This window comes from Enterococcus sp. E5-37, assembly GCF_035726925.1.
Lineage (GTDB): Bacteria > Bacillota > Bacilli > Lactobacillales > Enterococcaceae > Enterococcus_B > Enterococcus_B faecium.
Window position 1 is genome coordinate 41,630 of sequence record NZ_JAPMLG010000013.1, and the last position, 18,970, is coordinate 60,599.

Annotated in this window: 20 protein-coding genes and 5 pseudogenes; 21 read left to right on the forward strand and 4 right to left on the reverse strand. The window is 37.1% G+C overall.

Going from position 1 to position 18,970, the window contains the following annotated elements:
- Positions 1-20: 20 nt before the first annotated feature.
- The 13 genes and pseudogenes from OS138_RS10680 (at position 21) to OS138_RS10740 (ending at position 11,683) form a co-directional block, all read left to right on the forward strand.
- Positions 21-317: a hypothetical protein gene (locus tag OS138_RS10680; RefSeq protein ID WP_002293513.1), complete on the forward strand. Its 297-nt coding sequence runs from the start codon at positions 21-23 to the stop codon at positions 315-317.
- Between the two features lies 1 nt (position 318).
- The gene (locus OS138_RS10685; RefSeq protein WP_010726517.1) at positions 319-741 is read left to right on the forward strand and encodes a hypothetical protein; all 423 of its coding nucleotides are present in this window, start codon (positions 319-321) and stop codon (positions 739-741) included.
- Between the two features lie 18 nt (positions 742-759).
- Complete coding sequence (gene mobP2, locus OS138_RS10690) at positions 760-2,352, forward strand: MobP2 family relaxase (protein WP_033611853.1); 1,593 nt, start codon at positions 760-762, stop codon at positions 2,350-2,352.
- An 11-nt stretch (positions 2,353-2,363) separates the two neighbouring features.
- On the forward strand, positions 2,364-2,699 hold the full coding sequence (locus OS138_RS10695; RefSeq protein WP_002310991.1) for a hypothetical protein: 336 nt from the start codon (positions 2,364-2,366) through the stop codon (positions 2,697-2,699).
- Positions 2,700-2,839: 140 nt separating this feature from the next.
- The gene (locus OS138_RS10700) at positions 2,840-3,034 is read left to right on the forward strand and encodes a hypothetical protein (RefSeq protein WP_010726515.1); all 195 of its coding nucleotides are present in this window, start codon (positions 2,840-2,842) and stop codon (positions 3,032-3,034) included.
- Between the two features lie 12 nt (positions 3,035-3,046).
- Positions 3,047-5,418 (forward strand): annotated as a pseudogene (locus OS138_RS10705) (ArdC-like ssDNA-binding domain-containing protein).
- A gap of 60 nt (positions 5,419-5,478) precedes the next feature.
- Entirely contained in the window at positions 5,479-6,948 is a 1,470-nt protein-coding gene (locus OS138_RS10710) for a toprim domain-containing protein (protein WP_010726513.1), read from the forward strand.
- 10 nt (positions 6,949-6,958) lie between these two features.
- On the forward strand, positions 6,959-9,163 hold the full coding sequence (gene topB, locus OS138_RS10715) for a type IA DNA topoisomerase (RefSeq protein ID WP_010726512.1): 2,205 nt from the start codon (positions 6,959-6,961) through the stop codon (positions 9,161-9,163).
- A gap of 15 nt (positions 9,164-9,178) precedes the next feature.
- Positions 9,179-9,328 (forward strand): hypothetical protein, encoded by a 150-nt coding sequence (locus tag OS138_RS10720; RefSeq protein WP_002359413.1) that lies wholly within the window; start codon positions 9,179-9,181, stop codon positions 9,326-9,328.
- 79 nt (positions 9,329-9,407) lie between these two features.
- Entirely contained in the window at positions 9,408-10,004 is a 597-nt protein-coding gene (locus tag OS138_RS10725; RefSeq protein ID WP_002293530.1) for a type IV toxin-antitoxin system AbiEi family antitoxin domain-containing protein, read from the forward strand.
- Between the two features lie 12 nt (positions 10,005-10,016).
- Positions 10,017-10,916 (forward strand): nucleotidyl transferase AbiEii/AbiGii toxin family protein, encoded by a 900-nt coding sequence (locus OS138_RS10730; protein WP_010726511.1) that lies wholly within the window; start codon positions 10,017-10,019, stop codon positions 10,914-10,916.
- 2 nt (positions 10,917-10,918) lie between these two features.
- Entirely contained in the window at positions 10,919-11,404 is a 486-nt protein-coding gene (gene ssb, locus OS138_RS10735) for a single-stranded DNA-binding protein (RefSeq protein ID WP_010726510.1), read from the forward strand.
- 21 nt (positions 11,405-11,425) lie between these two features.
- Positions 11,426-11,683 (forward strand): hypothetical protein, encoded by a 258-nt coding sequence (locus tag OS138_RS10740; protein WP_010726509.1) that lies wholly within the window; start codon positions 11,426-11,428, stop codon positions 11,681-11,683.
- Between the two features lie 158 nt (positions 11,684-11,841).
- On the opposite strand, the gene OS138_RS10745 is transcribed toward OS138_RS10740, so the two are convergent.
- The gene (locus OS138_RS10745) at positions 11,842-11,964 is read right to left on the reverse strand and encodes a putative holin-like toxin (protein WP_002295624.1); all 123 of its coding nucleotides are present in this window, start codon (positions 11,962-11,964) and stop codon (positions 11,842-11,844) included.
- Between the two features lie 153 nt (positions 11,965-12,117).
- Here OS138_RS10745 and OS138_RS10750 point away from each other — a divergent pair, with 153 nt between their 5' ends.
- The 8 genes and pseudogenes from OS138_RS10750 to OS138_RS10785 all read left to right on the forward strand — a co-directional run bounded on the left by OS138_RS10750 (position 12,118) and on the right by OS138_RS10785 (position 15,736).
- Complete coding sequence (locus OS138_RS10750; RefSeq protein WP_010726508.1) at positions 12,118-12,378, forward strand: hypothetical protein; 261 nt, start codon at positions 12,118-12,120, stop codon at positions 12,376-12,378.
- Positions 12,379-12,826: 448 nt separating this feature from the next.
- Entirely contained in the window at positions 12,827-13,033 is a 207-nt protein-coding gene (locus OS138_RS10755; protein WP_002296239.1) for a hypothetical protein, read from the forward strand.
- Positions 13,033-13,284: a hypothetical protein gene (locus OS138_RS10760; protein WP_002320549.1), complete on the forward strand. Its 252-nt coding sequence runs from the start codon at positions 13,033-13,035 to the stop codon at positions 13,282-13,284. Before OS138_RS10755 ends, OS138_RS10760 begins: the two co-directional genes overlap by 1 nt.
- 15 nt (positions 13,285-13,299) lie before the next feature.
- The gene (locus tag OS138_RS10765; RefSeq protein ID WP_002320550.1) at positions 13,300-13,737 is read left to right on the forward strand and encodes a hypothetical protein; all 438 of its coding nucleotides are present in this window, start codon (positions 13,300-13,302) and stop codon (positions 13,735-13,737) included.
- Positions 13,730-14,437, forward strand: a pseudogene (locus tag OS138_RS10770) (hypothetical protein). Before OS138_RS10765 ends, OS138_RS10770 begins: the two are co-directional and overlap by 8 nt.
- Before the next feature lie 164 nt (positions 14,438-14,601).
- Positions 14,602-14,802: a hypothetical protein gene (locus OS138_RS10775; protein WP_002352830.1), complete on the forward strand. Its 201-nt coding sequence runs from the start codon at positions 14,602-14,604 to the stop codon at positions 14,800-14,802.
- Positions 14,803-14,817: 15 nt separating this feature from the next.
- Positions 14,818-14,997, forward strand: a pseudogene (locus tag OS138_RS10780) (hypothetical protein).
- A gap of 58 nt (positions 14,998-15,055) precedes the next feature.
- Positions 15,056-15,736: a hypothetical protein gene (locus tag OS138_RS10785; protein WP_005874952.1), complete on the forward strand. Its 681-nt coding sequence runs from the start codon at positions 15,056-15,058 to the stop codon at positions 15,734-15,736.
- 327 nt (positions 15,737-16,063) lie between these two features.
- Here the strand turns inward: OS138_RS10785 and OS138_RS10790 are convergent, their stop codons facing one another.
- The 3 genes and pseudogenes from OS138_RS10790 to OS138_RS10800 form a co-directional block, all read right to left on the reverse strand.
- Complete coding sequence (locus OS138_RS10790) at positions 16,064-16,747, reverse strand: IS6-like element IS1216 family transposase (protein WP_179188977.1); 684 nt, start codon at positions 16,745-16,747, stop codon at positions 16,064-16,066.
- A 74-nt stretch (positions 16,748-16,821) separates the two neighbouring features.
- Positions 16,822-18,006, reverse strand: a pseudogene (locus tag OS138_RS10795) (ISL3 family transposase); the annotation flags it as partial.
- Positions 18,007-18,184: 178 nt separating this feature from the next.
- Positions 18,185-18,952, reverse strand: a pseudogene (locus OS138_RS10800) (ISL3 family transposase); the annotation flags it as partial.
- Between the last annotated feature and the right edge of the window lie 18 nt (positions 18,953-18,970).

Sequence of the window (18,970 nt, forward strand, 5' to 3'; positions counted from 1 at the left end):
TTTAAATTGGAGGAATTAATATGGAAGTAAGAATAAGAAATGTGGATGAGAAAATCGTAAGAGAAATTGATCGAAGATGTGACGAACTAAGTAACCGTACGGGTAATAAATGGAGTCGTAACGATTATTTAAAATTACTAATAGAAAATGATTTTGATCGTCCTTTGATGGAATATAAAAAAGAAAAGTTTGATCAGTTATTAGAAAAGTTTTCAGAAATTCAAAGCTATAACACAAAGATATTAGAAGAATATGTTAGTCAAAACAATCGTATTTTAGAAATCTTGATCGAGCAAAATAGAGGAAGTGAACTTTGATATGGCAAAGGTTATAGACAAACACATTTACTTTCACCAAACACATATCGATGTGTTGGATGAGATTATTTCTACTCATGCAGAAGTTAAAAACTATAGTGAAGCCGTTCGGTTTCTATGTATGAATTATGATCCAGAAATGGAGAAAAAAGTAAATTCCAATCAAGCAAAGTTGAATGGAATGAGTAAAGAAATTTCTATTTTAACCGAAATGGTTTCAGAGTTTGCAGATCTTCATTTGAAAGATACAGGAATACTAATTGGTACAAATTCAACGGTTTACCAAGAAGCAAAAGAACGTGTGGAAGGAAAAATTAAATCCAATCAAACCAAAAAATATTCCCCTCAGTTGAAGAAACCTGTGAATGAATCTGTTCATGCTAGAGCAGATCCATTTGATCCAACGAAGATTCTAAAAAGATAAAAGTAGAAGGGGAACATGATGAATAAATCGCCTGCAGTCATTCTCACTTGTCAATTTACCTTGCCCAATAAAAAATCTTTTTCAACATACATTGATTATATGACAAGAGAAAAAGCGCTGGAAGAAATGGAACGACGTACGCCTGAAGAAGAACAGGAACTGCAACGAATCAAGAACGCTTTAGAGGATTTTTATATTCCTGAAGGAGAAACTTTTTCGGAGAGTAAGACGGATAAAGAATTCAGCGAAACGTCGAATGAAGCTCAATCTTTGATGGGAAATGGAATCAACTTTGACAAGTTAGAGGAACAAGATTTTACCAAATATCTTTCTTATATGACCCGTCACTATGCGTTAGAACAAAAGAAAGAACTGACGCAAAGTGAACAAAAAGAATACCAACGCTTGAACCAAGCAATAAAAAAATATCAAACAGAGCCACACAAAAAAGCTTCAGGAAACCTTCCTGGAGTTTTTTCTATGGCTTCAGACGAAGTGAAAGGAAGTGATCTGAAGGAGATCAAGCAAATCTTCCAAAGAGGACAACAAAAAGGCTCAATCATTTATCAAGATGTTGTCTCTCATGATAATTCGTATCTTGAAAAAATAGGATTGTACGATCCCAAAACAGATACTTTAGATGAAGAAGGATTAAAAGCAGCTGGAAGAAAAATGATGGAGACATTATTCGAGAAAGAGCAACTGAAAGAAACAGGCTACTGGATGGCAACGATTCACCGTAATACTAAACATATCCATATTCATTTTGCAGTTGTTGAAAAAGAAAATACGCGTAAACCTTACACGAAGGTTGAAAATGGTGTGAGTTATATCGTACCGAAAGGTAAGAGAAGACAAGCAACATTAGACGCAATGAAGACCAATTATGTACATGAGTTAGAACGTTTTTCTTATGAAAAGGATCGAATGATTGGTATGGAGAAACGAAATTTATTGACGCGGAAAAGTGATTTGCGTAACACCTTAACAAAAGTGGTAAAAGAGCCAGCGCGTTACGATCGACACGCAATGAACTTATTAAATGAAGTATATAAAACCCTACCTGACAAACGTTCGGAATGGAATTACGGGGATGAAAAACGAACCAAACTTTCACCATACACAAGAGAGAAACTCGATGAGTTAACCAAATATGTTTTAACAAAAGAACCTGAATATCAAGAATATATACAGATTTCAAAAGCATTGAAAGAAGAAGCAAAAATTCTTTATGGGGAAAGTAAAGGAGAATCAAAGGATGCAGAAAAAAACGCCCTCTTTGATTTAAAAAAGCGCACAGGAAATGCCATCCTAACAGAACTGAAGAGACAAGATAGTCAAATAAAACCATTAATAGAAGGTGTCGATCAGATGCAATCTATTTACAATGAACGATCCTTTCGAACACTTAAACAGTTGCCAACGAATGAATACAAGTATAGTTACGAAGAATTCATGAAGCGAATGAAACAATTCCAACAAAGAGTTGTCACGCAACGGAGTTTGCGTCAATTAAATCGAACGATTAATGCCCATGAAGAAAAATACCACGCAAGTAAAGCATACGAAGAGCAACAACGAAGAATTCAAATGGAACAAGAAAGACAGTAGGAGGAATAGCAATGAAACAATATTTAGATCAATGGAAAGTCATAGAAGGATCATTAAGAGAAGAACGAATCGAACAACTTCCCGATTGTTTAGAAAAAGAGCATTTGTTTCAGATAAGAGAAATGTTGAGAAACGAACAGTTTGATCCAAATCAATTTTTAGTCGTTGAGTACCCAGCTACTGGTGTGTACTGTTGTAATCATGTGAAGGGTGAAAAATATTTTATCATTCAAGAATATGAGGGCAAGTTAGCGCCTTATTATACTACTTGGGAAATGAATGAAGAGGGGATCAATAACTTCCCGTGTAAAAGCATTGAAGAGTCTATTTCACTCACAGAATGTTAGTTGTTAAGTGAATAAAAGAAGTAAAAGAGTCCTGAACATAATTTGTCCAGGACTCTTTTTTTCAATGAATTGTTTTCCGCCAATTCATTGAATGGTGCGATTTCCGTCTACATTATATCAAAAGAAAGGAGGAAAAAGAAATGGCTCATTCAACGATTGGAGTTGTTGTTGAAAAAAGCAGAGACAATCTCGTTTTTGTGACAGAAATTCAAACAGGTAGATCTTTTGTCGTCACAGACAAAGCGGCAAAAGCTTATCGAAGTGGCGATATTTTAGCGTTAAATCTGATTACAAAAACGTTCGTTGATGCAGTAGAAAATTATCCATTTGTTTAGGAGGAAACGGACATGGCAGAAGAAAAAGAACCACTAGACAATAGTCGTTTGGGAAAATCCAAAAGAAAATTAGCACGATTGCAAAATGAACTAAACGAACAAATCGAAAAGATGTTTGAACACCAAAGAAAGACCAACGGTCAACCAATGAACGATAAGAGAAATGGGCATTCTTGGTTTAGGCAACAAGAACGTTTAGAAAACAAAGTGCATAGTCTGAGAGAAGAGATCAAGCAACAAGAAAAACAGGTAGAAAAACTTGAAAGACAAGAAGAGCTAAAGGAAATGGGCTATAACAAGTACGGCGGACTGGATATGACGATCGATAATATTCCAAGAATCAAAGAAGAAATCGAACGCTTTGAAAAAGGTGAATCGACTTTTTCAGCCGCCACGATCCGAAAATATCAACGGAAGTTGGAAACATTAGAACAGCTGAAAGAAAAATCAGAAAAAGGAAAAGAAAATATCCTCCCTGAAGTACAAGCGATCATTGACAGCGGACGAGTGACGCAATGGAAAAAAATCCAACCATTTATTTTTTGAAAGGCTATCGAAAAGTTGCTTTAGAACTGAATGAAAACGGGGGATTTGAGGAATCAAAAAAATACCAAGCCACGTCGGAAGAGGAAAAAGCAGCTGTTCGTGAATTACTTGAAGAGGCTGCACCAACTGATTCTCTGAAGGAGAAAGAAAAAGATCATTTCTATCGAGTAGAATTCAACGAAAATGATCCAGAAAAAGGATTGAAAAGTTATGGTGGGGAGATCGTAACATTAGAATTGATCGATCAACTTAAAACGTTGGATAACCAATACGCTGCAGAATCAGGTTATTATAAATTCTATTTTGAAGAAGTGAAGAACGGAGAAGTAGTCGATCAGATCCGAATGGATCTAGGGGATGGCGTCAACAGTAATCACCCCATCTATTTAGAGTTAGCAAAATTGTGCGAACAAGTACCTGAGAAGGAACAAAAACAATCGGTCAAAAATGAACCTGTTTCGAAAGAACAAATGCAGTCGAAAGAAACAAAAACAAAACAAAAGGGCTATCAAAAACGAACGGCAGAAGAGATCAAACAAGAAGTTAAATCCCTTTCGCAACAGGCACTGGATGCGGTGAAAAAGCATACCCATTCTTCTGAAGACGTCAAAGAACTTTTGAACTTTATGTCTCGTTTTCCAGAACGATCCTTTAGAAATCAATTATTGATTGAGGAACAATTTCCAGGTGCAACGGCTTGTTTAGGTCGTGCCGCGTTGAAAAAAGAAGGAATCTATATCAAAAAAGGGGAACAAGGGAACAAGATCTTTGTCAGAAAAACGGTCAAAGGATTTTATGAGAAAGGACGTGGCTTTGTTCGAGAAACAGAAGCTACACCAGAAGATAAAAAACGAATCGAAAGTGGTCAAATCGAAGTGATCAAAAAACCTTACTACACGATTGAAAAAGTGTTTGATATCACACAAACACAGTTAAAACCTGAAGACTATCCGAAAATCTTTCCGAACCGTGTCTTTGATTTTCAATTGGATAAAAAAGGACAGTCAGAACTTCAAGCTGGGATTCAAGCGGTAGCCAACAATATTGGAATACAAATTCGAGATATGACAGAAAGTGAAGTCTATCAAAGAGAATTAGGACAAGCACGTGGGGCGTATGTTCGTAACGAATTTACTGGCGAAGAAGAAATCGTCATGAATACTCGAAATACTCCTACGCAGCATTTAGCTACAAGTATTCATGAATTAGCCCATGCAAGAATGCACAAATTTTCAGAATTAGATACCGCAACTAAAGAATTGCAGGCAGAAATGACTTCTTATATTGTGTGCAAACATTTTGGAATGGACACGTCGGAGAAAGCTATTCCTTATATTGCAGCATGGACGAAGAATGGTCAGACGTTGGATGATAAGGAAGCTGCGGAACGTGGGAAAATCATGAATGATGTCAGTCGTGTCGCAAATGAATTCATTCAAACCATTTCTAATGAAATCAATCAATACAGAGAAAGAGAACCAGAGATCCAGCCAGCAGAAGTGAAGCAGGAGCATAAAAATACTTTAGAAACGCCAGAGAATAAGAATATTGTGCCCGTTGGTTCACTTTGGATCGACAAGAAAGACGGGAAAGTAATGGAAGAAGATACGGGTCGAACGTTACATTTGAAGGATGCGGCGTTTATTGAAGATCCGCAGCATAATCAAGTAATTTTAAAAGGAAAAAGTTATGGAAAAGAGATCCAAACGGCGTTACCTTCAGAAGAATTTGCGCTAGGAAATCCATTCCGATTTTCACTTGAGACAGTGTCAGAAGTGGCAAAACGAAAAAATGAAATCTATTATGAACAACAATTGTCACAAAAAGAACGTGTATAAAACAAGTAAAAAAGACTATCTGAAAAACGGATAGTCTTTTTTCTTTTGGGAGGTTTGAAAATGACCGAGAAAAAAATGAGTCTTATTGATCGATGTAAACAGATCGATATAGTGGATTTTGCAAGAAATAATGGTTTAGCTGTTGTGAATAAAGGAAATGATTATCGATTAGAGGATCACCTTTCTTTTGTTTTTGAGCGGAAAAAGCAGTATTTTAGCTGGAACAGTCGTAATATTCATGGAGATATTATCGACCTAGCAGATCTATTTTTTGTCGATCCATCAATTACAGATAAAAAAGAACGCTTCAAAGCAGCAACAAACTTTATTCTGAAAAATGAAAATAAACTCGAACGCGTGGAGAATCTTCATTTTGAGACAGAAAAGTACAAAGATCACCCGATTGATTATCAACCACTCACGGAAAAAGGAAGAAGTTATCTGAAGGAAGAACGAAAATTGCCCGATTGGCTGATTAATTATGCAGAAAAAGAAGGATTAATTGCTGAACTAAAGCCAAAACATGAACGGCAAAATTTTTTAGTTGGAGACGACCGTTTAGATCATGCGGTCGCTTTTTTTTGGAAAGATTCACAGACAAAAGAGACAGTAGGGGCAAGTTATCAAGGAACGATCGTCGATTTTGACCGTTTCGGTAAACGGGGAACGTATAAACATATTGACAAGAATCCTACGCCAAATCATGGATTTAATTTAAAAATAGGCGATCCGAAGCATTTAAAATTCTTTGAAAGTAGTATTGATCTATTAAGTTACGCTGCATTGAATCGGGAGAAACTACAAGATGCTTGGTTAGTTTCGATGGACGGGTTAAAACATCATGTAATCAGTCATTACGTTGAAGAGTCGATTTCTGAATTAAGTCGAAAACAAACATTCCCTCAATCGATTGAAGTATGTGTGGACAATGATCGTGCAGGACATATTTTTTATGAAAAAGAACAGCTGAAGGGAATCGTTGATCCTTTTACCAATAAGAAAATCCGTTGTGAGCGAGGAATTCCAAATGATTGGCAAGTACCTAAAGAATACAAAGCTACTTATGAAGCAGTCGCAAAAGAAATGAATGTTGAACCTGAGGCAATTATGGCCATACACAAAACTGAAACTAATTTACAGCTGACAAATCAATTGGTGTCTGCTTATGATGTTCAATCTACGTTTGGAAAGATGTTGGCGAAGGGCGAACCAGTAGAAACAATTGATTTGAAAGAAGCATGTACCACGGTCGCGAAGGAACTGAAAGTATGTGAACGCGCAGATGGAACATACAACTTTGATCGTTTTTATAGTAGAAAAGCCAACATAAAAGACGTTAATGCAGGAATCCTTCTTTCCTATAAAGCAGAACAATACTACAAAGGCTATAAAAAGCATGAACATGAATTTGTACCTGAAGTGAAAAAGGATTGGAATGATCAATTGAAGCATGAGATCCAGCAACAAGAAATCAGAAAGCAAAAACGTGCGATGTTGTTTCAACAAGGCATACAACACGAAAGGGAGTGAAACCGTCACTATGAAAACCGTCATTTTAGCAGAAAAACCGTCACAAGCGAAGGCTTATGCCGATAGCTTTTCTAAAACCTCCCGAAAAGACAGCTATTTTGAGATCCAAGATCGATTGTTTTCGGGAAAAACTGTGATCACGTATGGTTTTGGTCATTTAGTTGAGTTAGATTCGCCAGATATGTACGATGAAAATTGGAAGCAATGGTCATTAGAACATTTGCCTATTTTCCCAACACATTATCGCTATCATGTTCCTAAAGATAAGAAAAAGCAATTCAACGTGGTGAAACAGCAACTTCAATCGGCCGACACCATTATTATTGCGACAGATAGCGATCGTGAAGGGGAGCTGATTGCCTGGTCAATCATTCAACAAGCAGGCGCCGATCATGGAAAGATATTTAAAAGACTTTGGATCAACTCCTTAGAAAAAGAAGCCATTTATCAGGGATTCCAGCAATTACGAGACGCAGAAGAGACCTATCCCAAATTTGAAGAAGCACAAGCACGCCAGATCGCTGATTGGTTGATCGGCATGAACGGCAGCCCACTGTATAGTTTACTCTTGCAGCAAAAAGGCATACCAGGAAGCTTTTCCTTAGGTAGAGTCCAAACTCCAACGCTTTACATGATTTATCAGCTGCAGGAAAAGATTAGAAACTTCCAAAAAGAACCATATTTTGAAGGAAAAGCCCAAGTAACCACTCAAAATGGCACATTTGGTGCGAAGCTTGATCCGAATGAAACACAAGCGACGCAAGAAGCATTTGAAGCCTATTTAAAAGAAAAAGGCGTTCAAGTAGGAAAGCAACCAGGCACGATTCTTGAAGTCGAAACCGAGAAAAAAAGCGCGGCAAGTCCACGTCTTTTTTCTCTATCCAGCCTTCAGTCTAAAATGAATCAGCTTATGAAAGCTAGTGCCAAAGATACTTTGGAAGCTTTGCAAGGCTTATATGAAGGGAAATATCTAAGCTATCCGCGAACAGATACCCCTTATATTACGGAAGGGGAATATGCGTATCTGTTGGATCACTTAGACGAATACAAGCACTTTTTAAAGGCCGAATCAATCCCTACTCCTATTCATACACCAAATAGTCGATATGTGAATAATAAGAAAGTCCAGGAACATTACGCGATCATTCCTACAAAAACGGTCATGACGGCAGCGGCTTTTGAACAATTAAGTCCACTGCAGCAGGCCATTTATGAACAAGTGTTAAAAACAACGGTGGCCATGTTTGCGGAAAAATATACCTATGAAGAAACAACGATCTTGACGCAAGTTCAGCAGCTTCAGTTAAAGGCAATCGGAAAAGTACCGATAGATCTAGGTTGGAAGAAGTTATTTGGCAAAGAGAGCGACGGAAAAGAGAAGGAAGAAGAACCGCTACTTCCTAAAGTGATAAAAGGAGAAACGGTGACGGTAGATCTACAAGTCCTTGAAAAAGAAACCAAGCCACCACAACCTTATACCGAAGGTACGTTGATCACTGCGATGAAAACAGCTGGGAAAACCGTGGATAGTGAAGAAGCGCAATCCATATTGAAAGAAGTAGAAGGAATCGGTACAGAAGCGACACGGGCGAATATTATTGAAACTTTGAAACAAAAGGAATATATCAAGGTAGAGAAAAATAAGCTCGTAGTGACGAATAAAGGGATTTTGCTTTGCCAAGCCGTGGAAAAAGAGCCGCTACTTACGAGCGCCGAAATGACCGCCAAATGGGAAAGCTACTTGTTAAAGATCGGTGAACGAAAAGGAACACAAACCACTTTTCTAGCCAATATCCAAAAATTTGTCTCTCACTTATTGGAAGTCGTACCAGGGCAAATCCAAACCACTAATTTTGGATCGACGTTACAAGAAGTGAAAGCAGCCAGTGAAAAGCAAGAAGCCGCGCGTCATTTAGGAACTTGTCCAAAATGCCAGGAACAAGAAGTCTTACTCTATCAAAAGGTGGCAGCTTGTACGTCTGAAGCCTGTGATTTTAAATTATGGACAACGATTGCCAAAAAGAAACTAACAGCGACACAGCTGAAGGAGATCATTCAAAAAGGCCGAACAAGCCAACCAGTGAAAGGATTAAAAGGTCAAAAGGGTTCGTTTGAAGCAACGATTGTTCTAAAAGAAGACTTCACAACGAGCTTTGAATTTTCTGAAAAGAAAAAAACGAACTATAAGAAAAGAACACGCCGCACTACAAAATAATGGAGGGGTTATCTTATGCGAAATACAACACACAAACAACAAGAAATCGAAAATCAAAAAGCAAAAATTCGTTCAGAACAAGAGAAATTACGTGCCAAGAAAAGAAGACTGCAGCAATTGAAGAACCAGCAGAGGATTCAAAAAGAAATCGAATTAGATCGATAAAATATTCCTGACTGTTGTATACGTATAAACTTATGTTATACTATATTATAAGTTTGTACGTATACAAAGGAGGGAGAAAATGACAAAAGCAATGGTATATAAGCTGCTAGAAGAATTTAATGGAACTTTGGCTTTGAAGGATGCTAAAAAAGCGGGCATTTCTCCTGTTACGATCAAACGTATGGTAGATCGAGGGGAGCTGGATCGAGAGTATCCAGGTTTTTTCACCTTACCTGGTCAATTTCCTGATGAATTGTTTATGGCACAAAAGAAATATGAGCGCGGCATTATTTCGCATATCACCGCATTGGATTTATATGATTTAACGGATATGATCCCTAGACAGATCGATCTAACCGTACCTTACGGTTATCACGTTTCTGAAAAGGGGTTGAAGGAATTCGCAGTTGAGTTACACTATTCAAAAGCGGAATGGTATGAATTAGGTAAGATCGAAATAAAGAGTCGCTATGGGAATCCTGTTATAGCTTATGATCCAGAAAGAACCTTGTGTGACATTTGGAATCCCTGGTATAACGTTGAGGATGAAATCAAAGTAAAAGCAATCAAAAACTACATGGAGTCGGACAGAAAAAATCTTAGAAAATTGAATGAGTATCGACGAATTTTGCCTACAGACAAAACGATGCGCTCTTATATTATGGCTTTAAATTAAAGGAGAAGACACATGACACCTACGCAATTAAAAGCAAAAGTGAAGAATATTTCCAGCGAAAAAGAAGTTGATCCGCAGCTTGTTTTAAGACATTTTATGATGGAAAAATTCTTGGAAAAAATCTCAGAGTCTCCTTATCGTGAAAATTTTGTGTTAAAAGGCGGCTTCTTAATTGGCTCAAAGTATGGCATTGAAAATCGAACAACTAAAGACATTGATACGACTTTACGGGAAATGAAAGTAACCAAAGAAACATTGACAACGGTTCTAAACGATATTTTTTCAACGCCGACGAAAGAAGGCATTCAATTTGAGATTCAAGGAATGAAAGAAACGAGGGAAGCTGATTATTATCCAGGGTTTAGCTTACGTGTACTGGCACATTTGGAAAACATGCGGCCAGATTTTAAGGTAGATGTGACTACAGGTGACTCGATCTATCCTGCAACGATCACTCACAGTCATAAATTGATGTTTGAGGATCGAACGATTCCTTTGGAATCCTATCCTACAGAACAAATTATTGCCGAAAAATTAAGTGCAACCTTTGATTTTTTAACAGATAATTCGAGAGGAAAAGATTTTTATGATCTCTATACTATTCCTAAAATGGAGAAGATCGATGAGAAGACCTTGAAAGATAGTGTGAGAAATACATTTACACGTCGAGGAAAAACTGATCCATTAAAGACTTACTACGAAAAGGATATGGATGTACTGAAAAATAGTCACGAGCTAAAAGATACCTGGAAGAAATATCAAAAAAGCAATCCTTATGCTGCGTCGATCACGTACAAAGAGACAATGGATTCGATTAGTAATTTGATGGAAAAAGTGATTCACGTCGAAGAAAAAGAGCGAAAACTAGCTTATCAAAGACACCAACAGATGAATAGAGAAATGGAGAGATAAAGATGATCAATAATGTAACTTTAGTAGGACGCTTAACCAAAGATCCAGATTTACGTTATACTGCAAGTGGTACTGCAGTAGCGACTTTTACCCTAGCCGTCAACCGCAATTTCACGAATCAAAACGGCAATCGAGAAGCTGATTTTATTAACTGTGTGATTTGGCGCAAACCAGCAGAAACGATGGCGACATTAGCTAAAAAAGGCAGTTTGATCGGCGTTGTCGGACGGATTCAAACACGGACTTATGACAACCAACAAGGACAACGTGTGTATGTGACAGAAGTTGTGACCGATAATTTCCAACTATTAGAAAGCAAAGCAGCGACAGAAAGCCGTGCGCACGCTGATCAATCGTCCACCAGTCCAAGCTCCACCACCTTTGAACAACGGGATACAGCGACGCCTAACAACAATGGATTGAACGCTTCACAGAATCCATTTGGTGGACAATCAATCGATATTAGCGATGATGATCTACCGTTTTAGTTCGAGAAAGAAGGAGTAAGCATGGCAAAAAACATTAGTCTAACGATGGATCTATTGATACCCGTTATTGCATTTATAGACGGGATTTCTTTGGGTATTACTGAAGATTATTTGGTAAATAGAATTGCGAAAGGATCACTATTTCTTGTATTCGTGTATCTTGTCTGTTCTTATCTTTTAAAAAGAGCAGGAAAGGATAATTCCTTTTGGCGATTGACTAAAGTCACAATAGCAGCGACAGCTGTTATACTTACGGCTATTCTACCGCTTTATATGTAGGGTTAACGGGAAATCATTGAACTTCTTGCGAAATATTGCTATAATGAACATGAAAAAGAGGAGTTGCGCGAACAACCCCTCATTAACAGCACCGATTAAAGAACGGTGGCAGAATATTAGTTATTTGGAAATAACCGCTGACCTGCTAAAGTAGACGGTTATTTCTTTTTGTCATTTTTAAGCATATTTACAATCAAACTAATCAAAGCAATGGTAAACATACCAAAACCAAGAATGGTTTGAATTGTCTCATATGCGGACAAAAGGCTTACTCCTTTCATAGATTTTAGCACTTACGTTCATAAGCACCACCACCTTTCAGAAGTCGCCACCGTCTTCAAACTTTACTGTCTTGATTATTATAGCATATCTAAAATCGAATAAAAATTCTCAATTTTAGCTGTTTTTGCTATAATTTTAGCGAGGTGATCGCGATGGAACATTATACTGGTTTACTGGATAAAATTCGGGTAATCAAGACACAGCCATTGCTTGTACGATTTACATTACGTACAAATCATGAACCGATTAATTGTGTGGTGGCCAATATAGAAATAGCGGATAAATTGCTGATTTTGGAAGAAGGCAAGTATACTATTTCAGTGACAGGTCACTTCAATAAACGGAATCAATTAGTCACTGAATCGATGCAAATTAGAAACCCTGATCATTTTACGAGATTAATGGGCATATAAATAAAAGAAGAGCTGCAATCCTAATGTAGGACTGCAGCTCTTTTTGTTTTACATAGAAACAGGAAGAAAGGAAAAGGCCTGTTTAGGAAGGCACAAGCGCCTTCTCAATTGAAAAACCTTTCTCTCACTCCAACCGCCACCGCCGTTCGAGAAGAAAGGAAGTGAACGTTGCACGTTCACTAAGATAAGGGGTCTTGCTTTGCAAGACAAAATAGGAAAAGCTTCCTCTCACCAAAAGGTTCGTTCCTGTTCGCTATCTCTTTATTGATTTGCCAGACCGGCAACAAGTTGCCTTTTATCACCAAAAAGTGACAAGGACAAGGGTAAATGGCACGCTGCGCGCCCTTGTCCTTGTCGCTTTTCGTTGATTCATTCTGGCAAACAAATCAATAAAGAAAGAACTAACGAAAGGAAGTAAAACCTTTCCTAAGAGGAGGCAGAATCAATCATGCGAAAGAAATTTGATTATTGGGGTGTTCCCTTCAGCGAATTATTCCCAAACTATCATGCACCACATACTGTCGAATGCGATTGTGGAGAAAGAGCGAAATGTATCAAAAGCTATCGTTTGTATCAATGTCCAACATGCGGGAAAAAATATACCTTGTCTTATGGCGATTATATTTTGATTGATGAGAAAGGAAAGAAACGCTGATGAAAACACAACACAAATTATTGACTGTAAAAGAAGTCGTTCAAATTTTGGTGGACAAAGAAGTCATTTCTGAAAAAGTAGCAGAAGCTTTACTTATTCCGCGGTACTGGACGATAGAAACCCCTTTAGTAGAGGATGCACCGACTATGCTATTTGAAGACCTAGTGAAGATAGCAGGATATGAACTGCATTATCAAGAAAACTTGGAAACTTATGAAAACGAATATTGGTTAACCAAATTAGAGAACTAAAAAGGAGAAAAAAATATGGCTCAAAATTACTATGACGAATTTGTCAAATTACCTTTGGATAAAATGGCACAAAAAATGGAGGATATGACGTTCCTATACAACGAAACACGTGTTCCAAAAAAACATTATAAAGAAAAATTGTCGGTAGCTATGGAAGAAATGATTGAATCAGGTGTCGAAATGAATCTCATTGCGACGTACTATCGAACACTGGAAGAACTGAAAAAGCAAAATGCAAAATGGTTTTTCCAAGCCTTACTATGCTTGGAAGTAGGTGTCAAACCAAGCACTATTAAACCTTCTGAATATCAAGCTTTAGAACTAACGTATGCGAAATTTGTCGAAACGAAAAAAGCCAAGACTGTTTCAAGTGAATGGTTAGATTATTTTGAAAATATCAATAAATATGGCGCCTATTACACCATGAAAAAGGAGGACAACGAAAATGAATAAGGTGATTTATCAACTAACAACGGAAGATGTGTCACACTTTTTAACAAACAAAGAACATTTGAATGAAGTAATCAGACGGATTCAAAAAGACTTTAGTTGTATGGAAGAAATGAAGTACTTTATTCAAAGAGTGGAAGAACAGTTGTATTTGGAAAGTGAAACGAGTCAAACGAAGGTCACAGTCAGCAATAATTATTTAGACGTGTATAAACGTCGCCCTGACACATTAAAAAAAGGAGCGGAGCTTCTACGACTAGAAACAGAAAAATATATCATGAATGTTTACCTAGAAAGGAGTGAACTGGTCGAAAACTTTGTCAGCTACACGATTTGCAGGAAACACTATTACTCAGAATCAGAATATTATTCAATTTTTGAGAGCATGGAATTAATGGAAGAAGAAATGGAAGAGCTAAACAGCAAAGATGCGACGGTAGACGATTATTACCTTGTATTTACTAGATTTTTGACGTGTGGGACGGAATCTATCGTGTTAATGGGAATGGATTATGAACTCGCTGTACCCGAAGCATTTTTGAGGGAATATGTAGAAGAAGTAGATAACCCAGGCGACGACTGGTACACGACTTTAACTGATTTTTTAGACACCTACACTTACGACGATACATAAGAAATCCAAAATGAACTTGACCGTAAACGAATGCCATATCAACGATTTGAAAGGAAAAAAGGTCAATAACCATTTATACCGAAAAGTGAGAATGTGTGAAATAAGAACAAAAAACCTTGAAATTAAGGGAATGGTTCTTATTTCGCACCAATCGCTCCAACCGCCCCCGCCGCTTAGGTGGTGCGAAATAAGCGAGCAAAGCCCGAAAACCTAAGAGAAAGAAGGAGATTTATATGAACAAAATTATTCCCTTATTATTAGTCCTATTTGTTGGAGAAATACTTATGCGACTTAGTGCAGCTGTACATTTAAACCTCGCAGTATTTTTGGTAATACTAATGTTTTGTTTGATCTTTTGGCGATTTGTGTTAGCCCTTGTGAGTCTAATATTCAAGTTGATTGCAGCTATATTTTTCATAGGGTTATTTCGATGAAAGGAGAGAGTACCAATGCCAATTGCAATAGGAAATAAACGGTTACCCGTGACGTTGGATGAAAAGAGACAAAAAGAATTGCAGTAACCAAAGCAGAAGTACGGCAAAAGTGAATCCAGGATTATGTGTATTGCGTTAGATCTATTGATCGCGCAAGAAAAAGCAGGATTTGATGTACCAGCACTAAAAAAGTGACGTCACTTTTTAACTTGATCCGTATAAGTGATATCACTTTTAGCAAGGAGGGAAATAAATGTTAAAAACTAAAAAGAATTCGTACAAATTAAAGCTTAGTATACTATCTATTATTTGTCTTGTAGATATGATAATTAGTGGTCATTTGTATAGAGTGGCATATACGCAGTTTATTGAGTACAAGGTTCACTATTTAGGATTAGCTGGGAATCGATACGTTGAATATGTCCATTATTCATTAAAATGTTCTTCGTATATTCTTCTTTGGCTTATTTTTTCATTGTTTGAATTGCTAAATTTAATAGCAATATCTTCATATCACTTAGATAAGCTAAACACCAAATCTAGCCGTTATAACGAAGTGTTCAAGGAAAATATGAAGTTAGAAAGTGACTTAAACAAGCTAAAAAAAATAAAAAGAAGAAAACATAAGTTAACTAAAATTATTTTATTAAGAATGATGGAATATAAGGATAAGGCTACCAACATAACGATCATTACTTCTCTGGTAGGCTATGGACTTCTAGCAATCAGTATTTTGTCTATAGATTATGGAGTAACTATACTGCAAGTCTTAGTTTTGGCTATACCTATGTATCTATCATTGTTTATCATGCATGAAATATATAAGCTATTTGTTTTATCAAAAAATGTAGAAATACGGGTAAATATTTTGGTGAATAGTTATCAAAAAGAACTTAAAGAAAGAAGACGGTGGCGGTATTTATTGAAAGGATGAAAAAGTAGGATTTGACATACTGGTATTCAGAAAGTGCCGTCACTTTTAAAACAATGGAAAAGGTGGAGATAAAAATGAAGAAAAAACAAACCAGACTATCGTTAGCATTTAAAAAAACAGAATTACTAGAATAAGAAGTGCGACCAACAGGGTATACCCTGTTGGATTTTTTTAGGGCTATGGTAGAATCATAATTGTCATTTTTATTTTTAAATGACAAAAAATTTAATTTTTAATTGGCACAAACTATAAATCTGTATACAAGAAAAAAATGGTTCTGTTGCAAAGTTTTAAATAAAGAATAAAATCCCTTACGGTATCTATGATTTAAGCTGGGATTCCCAATAATACCTTGATTTCAGTACAGACCGAAAACCCGAAGAGAGTGCCTTCTTTTCGGGTTTTCTTATATAATCCTCGAATGGCTTCCATGCCTTTAATCGTGGTAGAGGCAGTGCGTAAACTTCGATAGAATTTATTGCGTCTCTTTACTGGACGATGGTCTTGTTCAATCAAATTATTCAGGTATTTAATGGTACGATGTTCTGTCCCTTGATAAAAGCCGCCGTATTCTTTTAGTTTCTTAAAGGCACTTGTAATAGAGGGGGCTTTATCTGTGACTACAACCTTCGGTTCATTAAACTGCTTCACTAACCGCTTAAGAAAAGCATAGGCTGCTTGTGTGTCCCGTTTTTTACGTAACCAAATATCCAAGGTTAAACCATCTGCATCGATGGCTCGATACAAATAATGCCATTTTCCTTTAATTTTGATGTACGTTTCATCCATTTTCCATGAATAAAAGGATTTTTTATTTTTCTTTTTCCAAATTTGATAGAGTAGTTTGCCATATTCTTGCACCCAACGATAAATCGTCGTATGAGAAACGTTAATGACACGATCATATAAGATTTCTTGAACTTCACGATAGCTAAGGTTATAACGAAGATAGTAGCCCACGGCTACAATAATCACATCCTGCTGAAATTGCTTTCCTTTAAAATGATTCATCGTCATTCCTCCTGCTATCTTTTTCTATTATTCTACCTTATTTGATAGTAGATTTAAAACTTTGCAACAGAACCCGTATGGAGATTTTCCAGTCGTGCATTCGAATACTTCTTCAGTAATGCCAGCCGAATCCCTTTCTCGTATTTGAAAAAGGCTTTTTTGATATGGTGCAGTTCCAATGGAACTTCTCCAGGCATTGCTCGAAGCAGCTGGAAAAAAGTATCTGGATCTTTTTCCTGATACGCAGTAAGCAGGTCTTGGTAGTAACGATAAGCTGTTTTAAGTTCAGGAGAAATCTTTAGAAGGCGGTCAACTACTTCTGTTTCAGTCAATAGTCTCCAATTGAAATTGCGTCTTTTCGTTAGTGTATTGTAATCTAAACGATCCTCTGATTTTAAAAGTAATTTGAATAAGGATTTCAATTGGCGATACTGTTTAGCTTGTATTGGGTCTTTTTGATCAAGTGTTTTCATCACACGTTTTCGAACCGCATCGAAGAAGCGGTTCAGATGTTGAACAATGTGAAACCGATCGACGATCACTTGTGCATTTGGAAAACACTCTTTAACTAGTGAGAAATAAGGAGCGTTCATATCCGTTACGATGTAATGTACACCCAACCTCGCTTTGAGAGAAAAACGCATGAAAAAAGCAACGAGATCTTTTTTACGGCGGCTAGGTAAGATCTCAAACAGTTTCCCGGTCTCACCGTCCATACAAGAAAAAGAAAATTTACCGTGCCATGTAGAAAGAGAACGAAACTCATCGAATAATAGACACCGAGGTAAATACTCAAGATTCTGACGGATATCTGATGACAAGGCGGACAATGTCCGCTGAACAGTTGTCACAGAAACATCGCAATGTTTACCAATTGCTTTTATAGATTGACGCTCTGTCAATTCTTCTAAGATCTTGTAATGAATCTGCTTAGAAATAAAGCAGAATGGGGTAACGAGATACGTCCGAGCGGTAAAATATTTTTTACATGCTCGGCAGAGGTATCGCTGTTTCTTCAACCGAAGATAGGTCCGTTTATTACCGCTACGATTCAGGAGAATCATAGAGATCTTCTTGCCATTTTTAACGATTTGCTTTGTAGAATCTTTACAACACGGACAACGTCTGTAGGTACGGATCAGAGTTCCCTCAATAACGATACTTTTTCTGCTTTTATAAAAAGTTTCTTCAAAGGATTGAATTTGGATATTTGAGTCTTTAATAGTAAAGAGTTGTTTGATAAAATGATTCATGGACATACAAGAATTCCCCCAGAATGATGTTGTAGGAGACTCTATTCTACCGGAAATTTTGTATGTCTTTTTGTTTTTTTACAAAAAAACTAGGACAGATAGAAAATTTCCATCAGTCCTAGAAATTATAGAGCCAATAAAACTTAGTCCGATATGCGGCGCGTTCTGTGCGCCGCATATTTTTTTAGTTTTCAAAGATCAGACCTTGTTGTAAATAGATCCGTGCCCGAAAGTTATAAAAGTTGCGATAACCAAACGCAATTCGTTTAATCAGCTTGATCTTGTTATACAGCCCCTCAGTGACGCCGTTTGAGTGGGACACCTTAAAGGCATTTGAAATACCCGATTGGTAGCGATGGAAGATCGTGAATTTCTTTTTAAACGACTGAGGTAACGTAGATGAAATTGTTTTAAGGGTTTCTTGAAAGCCTACCGTATCTCGTTTAACGAAATAATAGCGTAATAATTGACAAAAATGATACGCAGTTCGCAATTCTTCGTTGTAGCTTAACAGCTCATTAACGATTTCTGTTTGACTAATTGGTCGTTTAAACAGTCGATGATAATGCCGTTTGAGTGCCTCCCATGTCGTGGAATCTTTGAGTAAGAGTTTCCAATATCGCTTGAGCCGACGGTACTTCTTCTGATTTTCAGAGTGTGAGGTTCGAAAACGATTCATGATCTGGACACGTAATTGATTGAAGCTGCGATTGATGTGTTGGACAATATGAAAGCGGTCAGTTACGATCTCCGCATTTGGAAAGACCGTTTTAAGCAACTGACAATAGCTGGCATTCATGTCCATCACTAGGTACTTGACCTTTAAACGGGCCTTTCTAGGAAAGCGCAGGAAGTATTGAGTTAGTTTGTAAAGTCTGCGATCTTCAAGGGTCGTAAATAGCTGATTGGTTGTCCCATCAACACAAATAAAACTCATGGAACCAGAAGTGGCAACATTGTGTACTTTTCT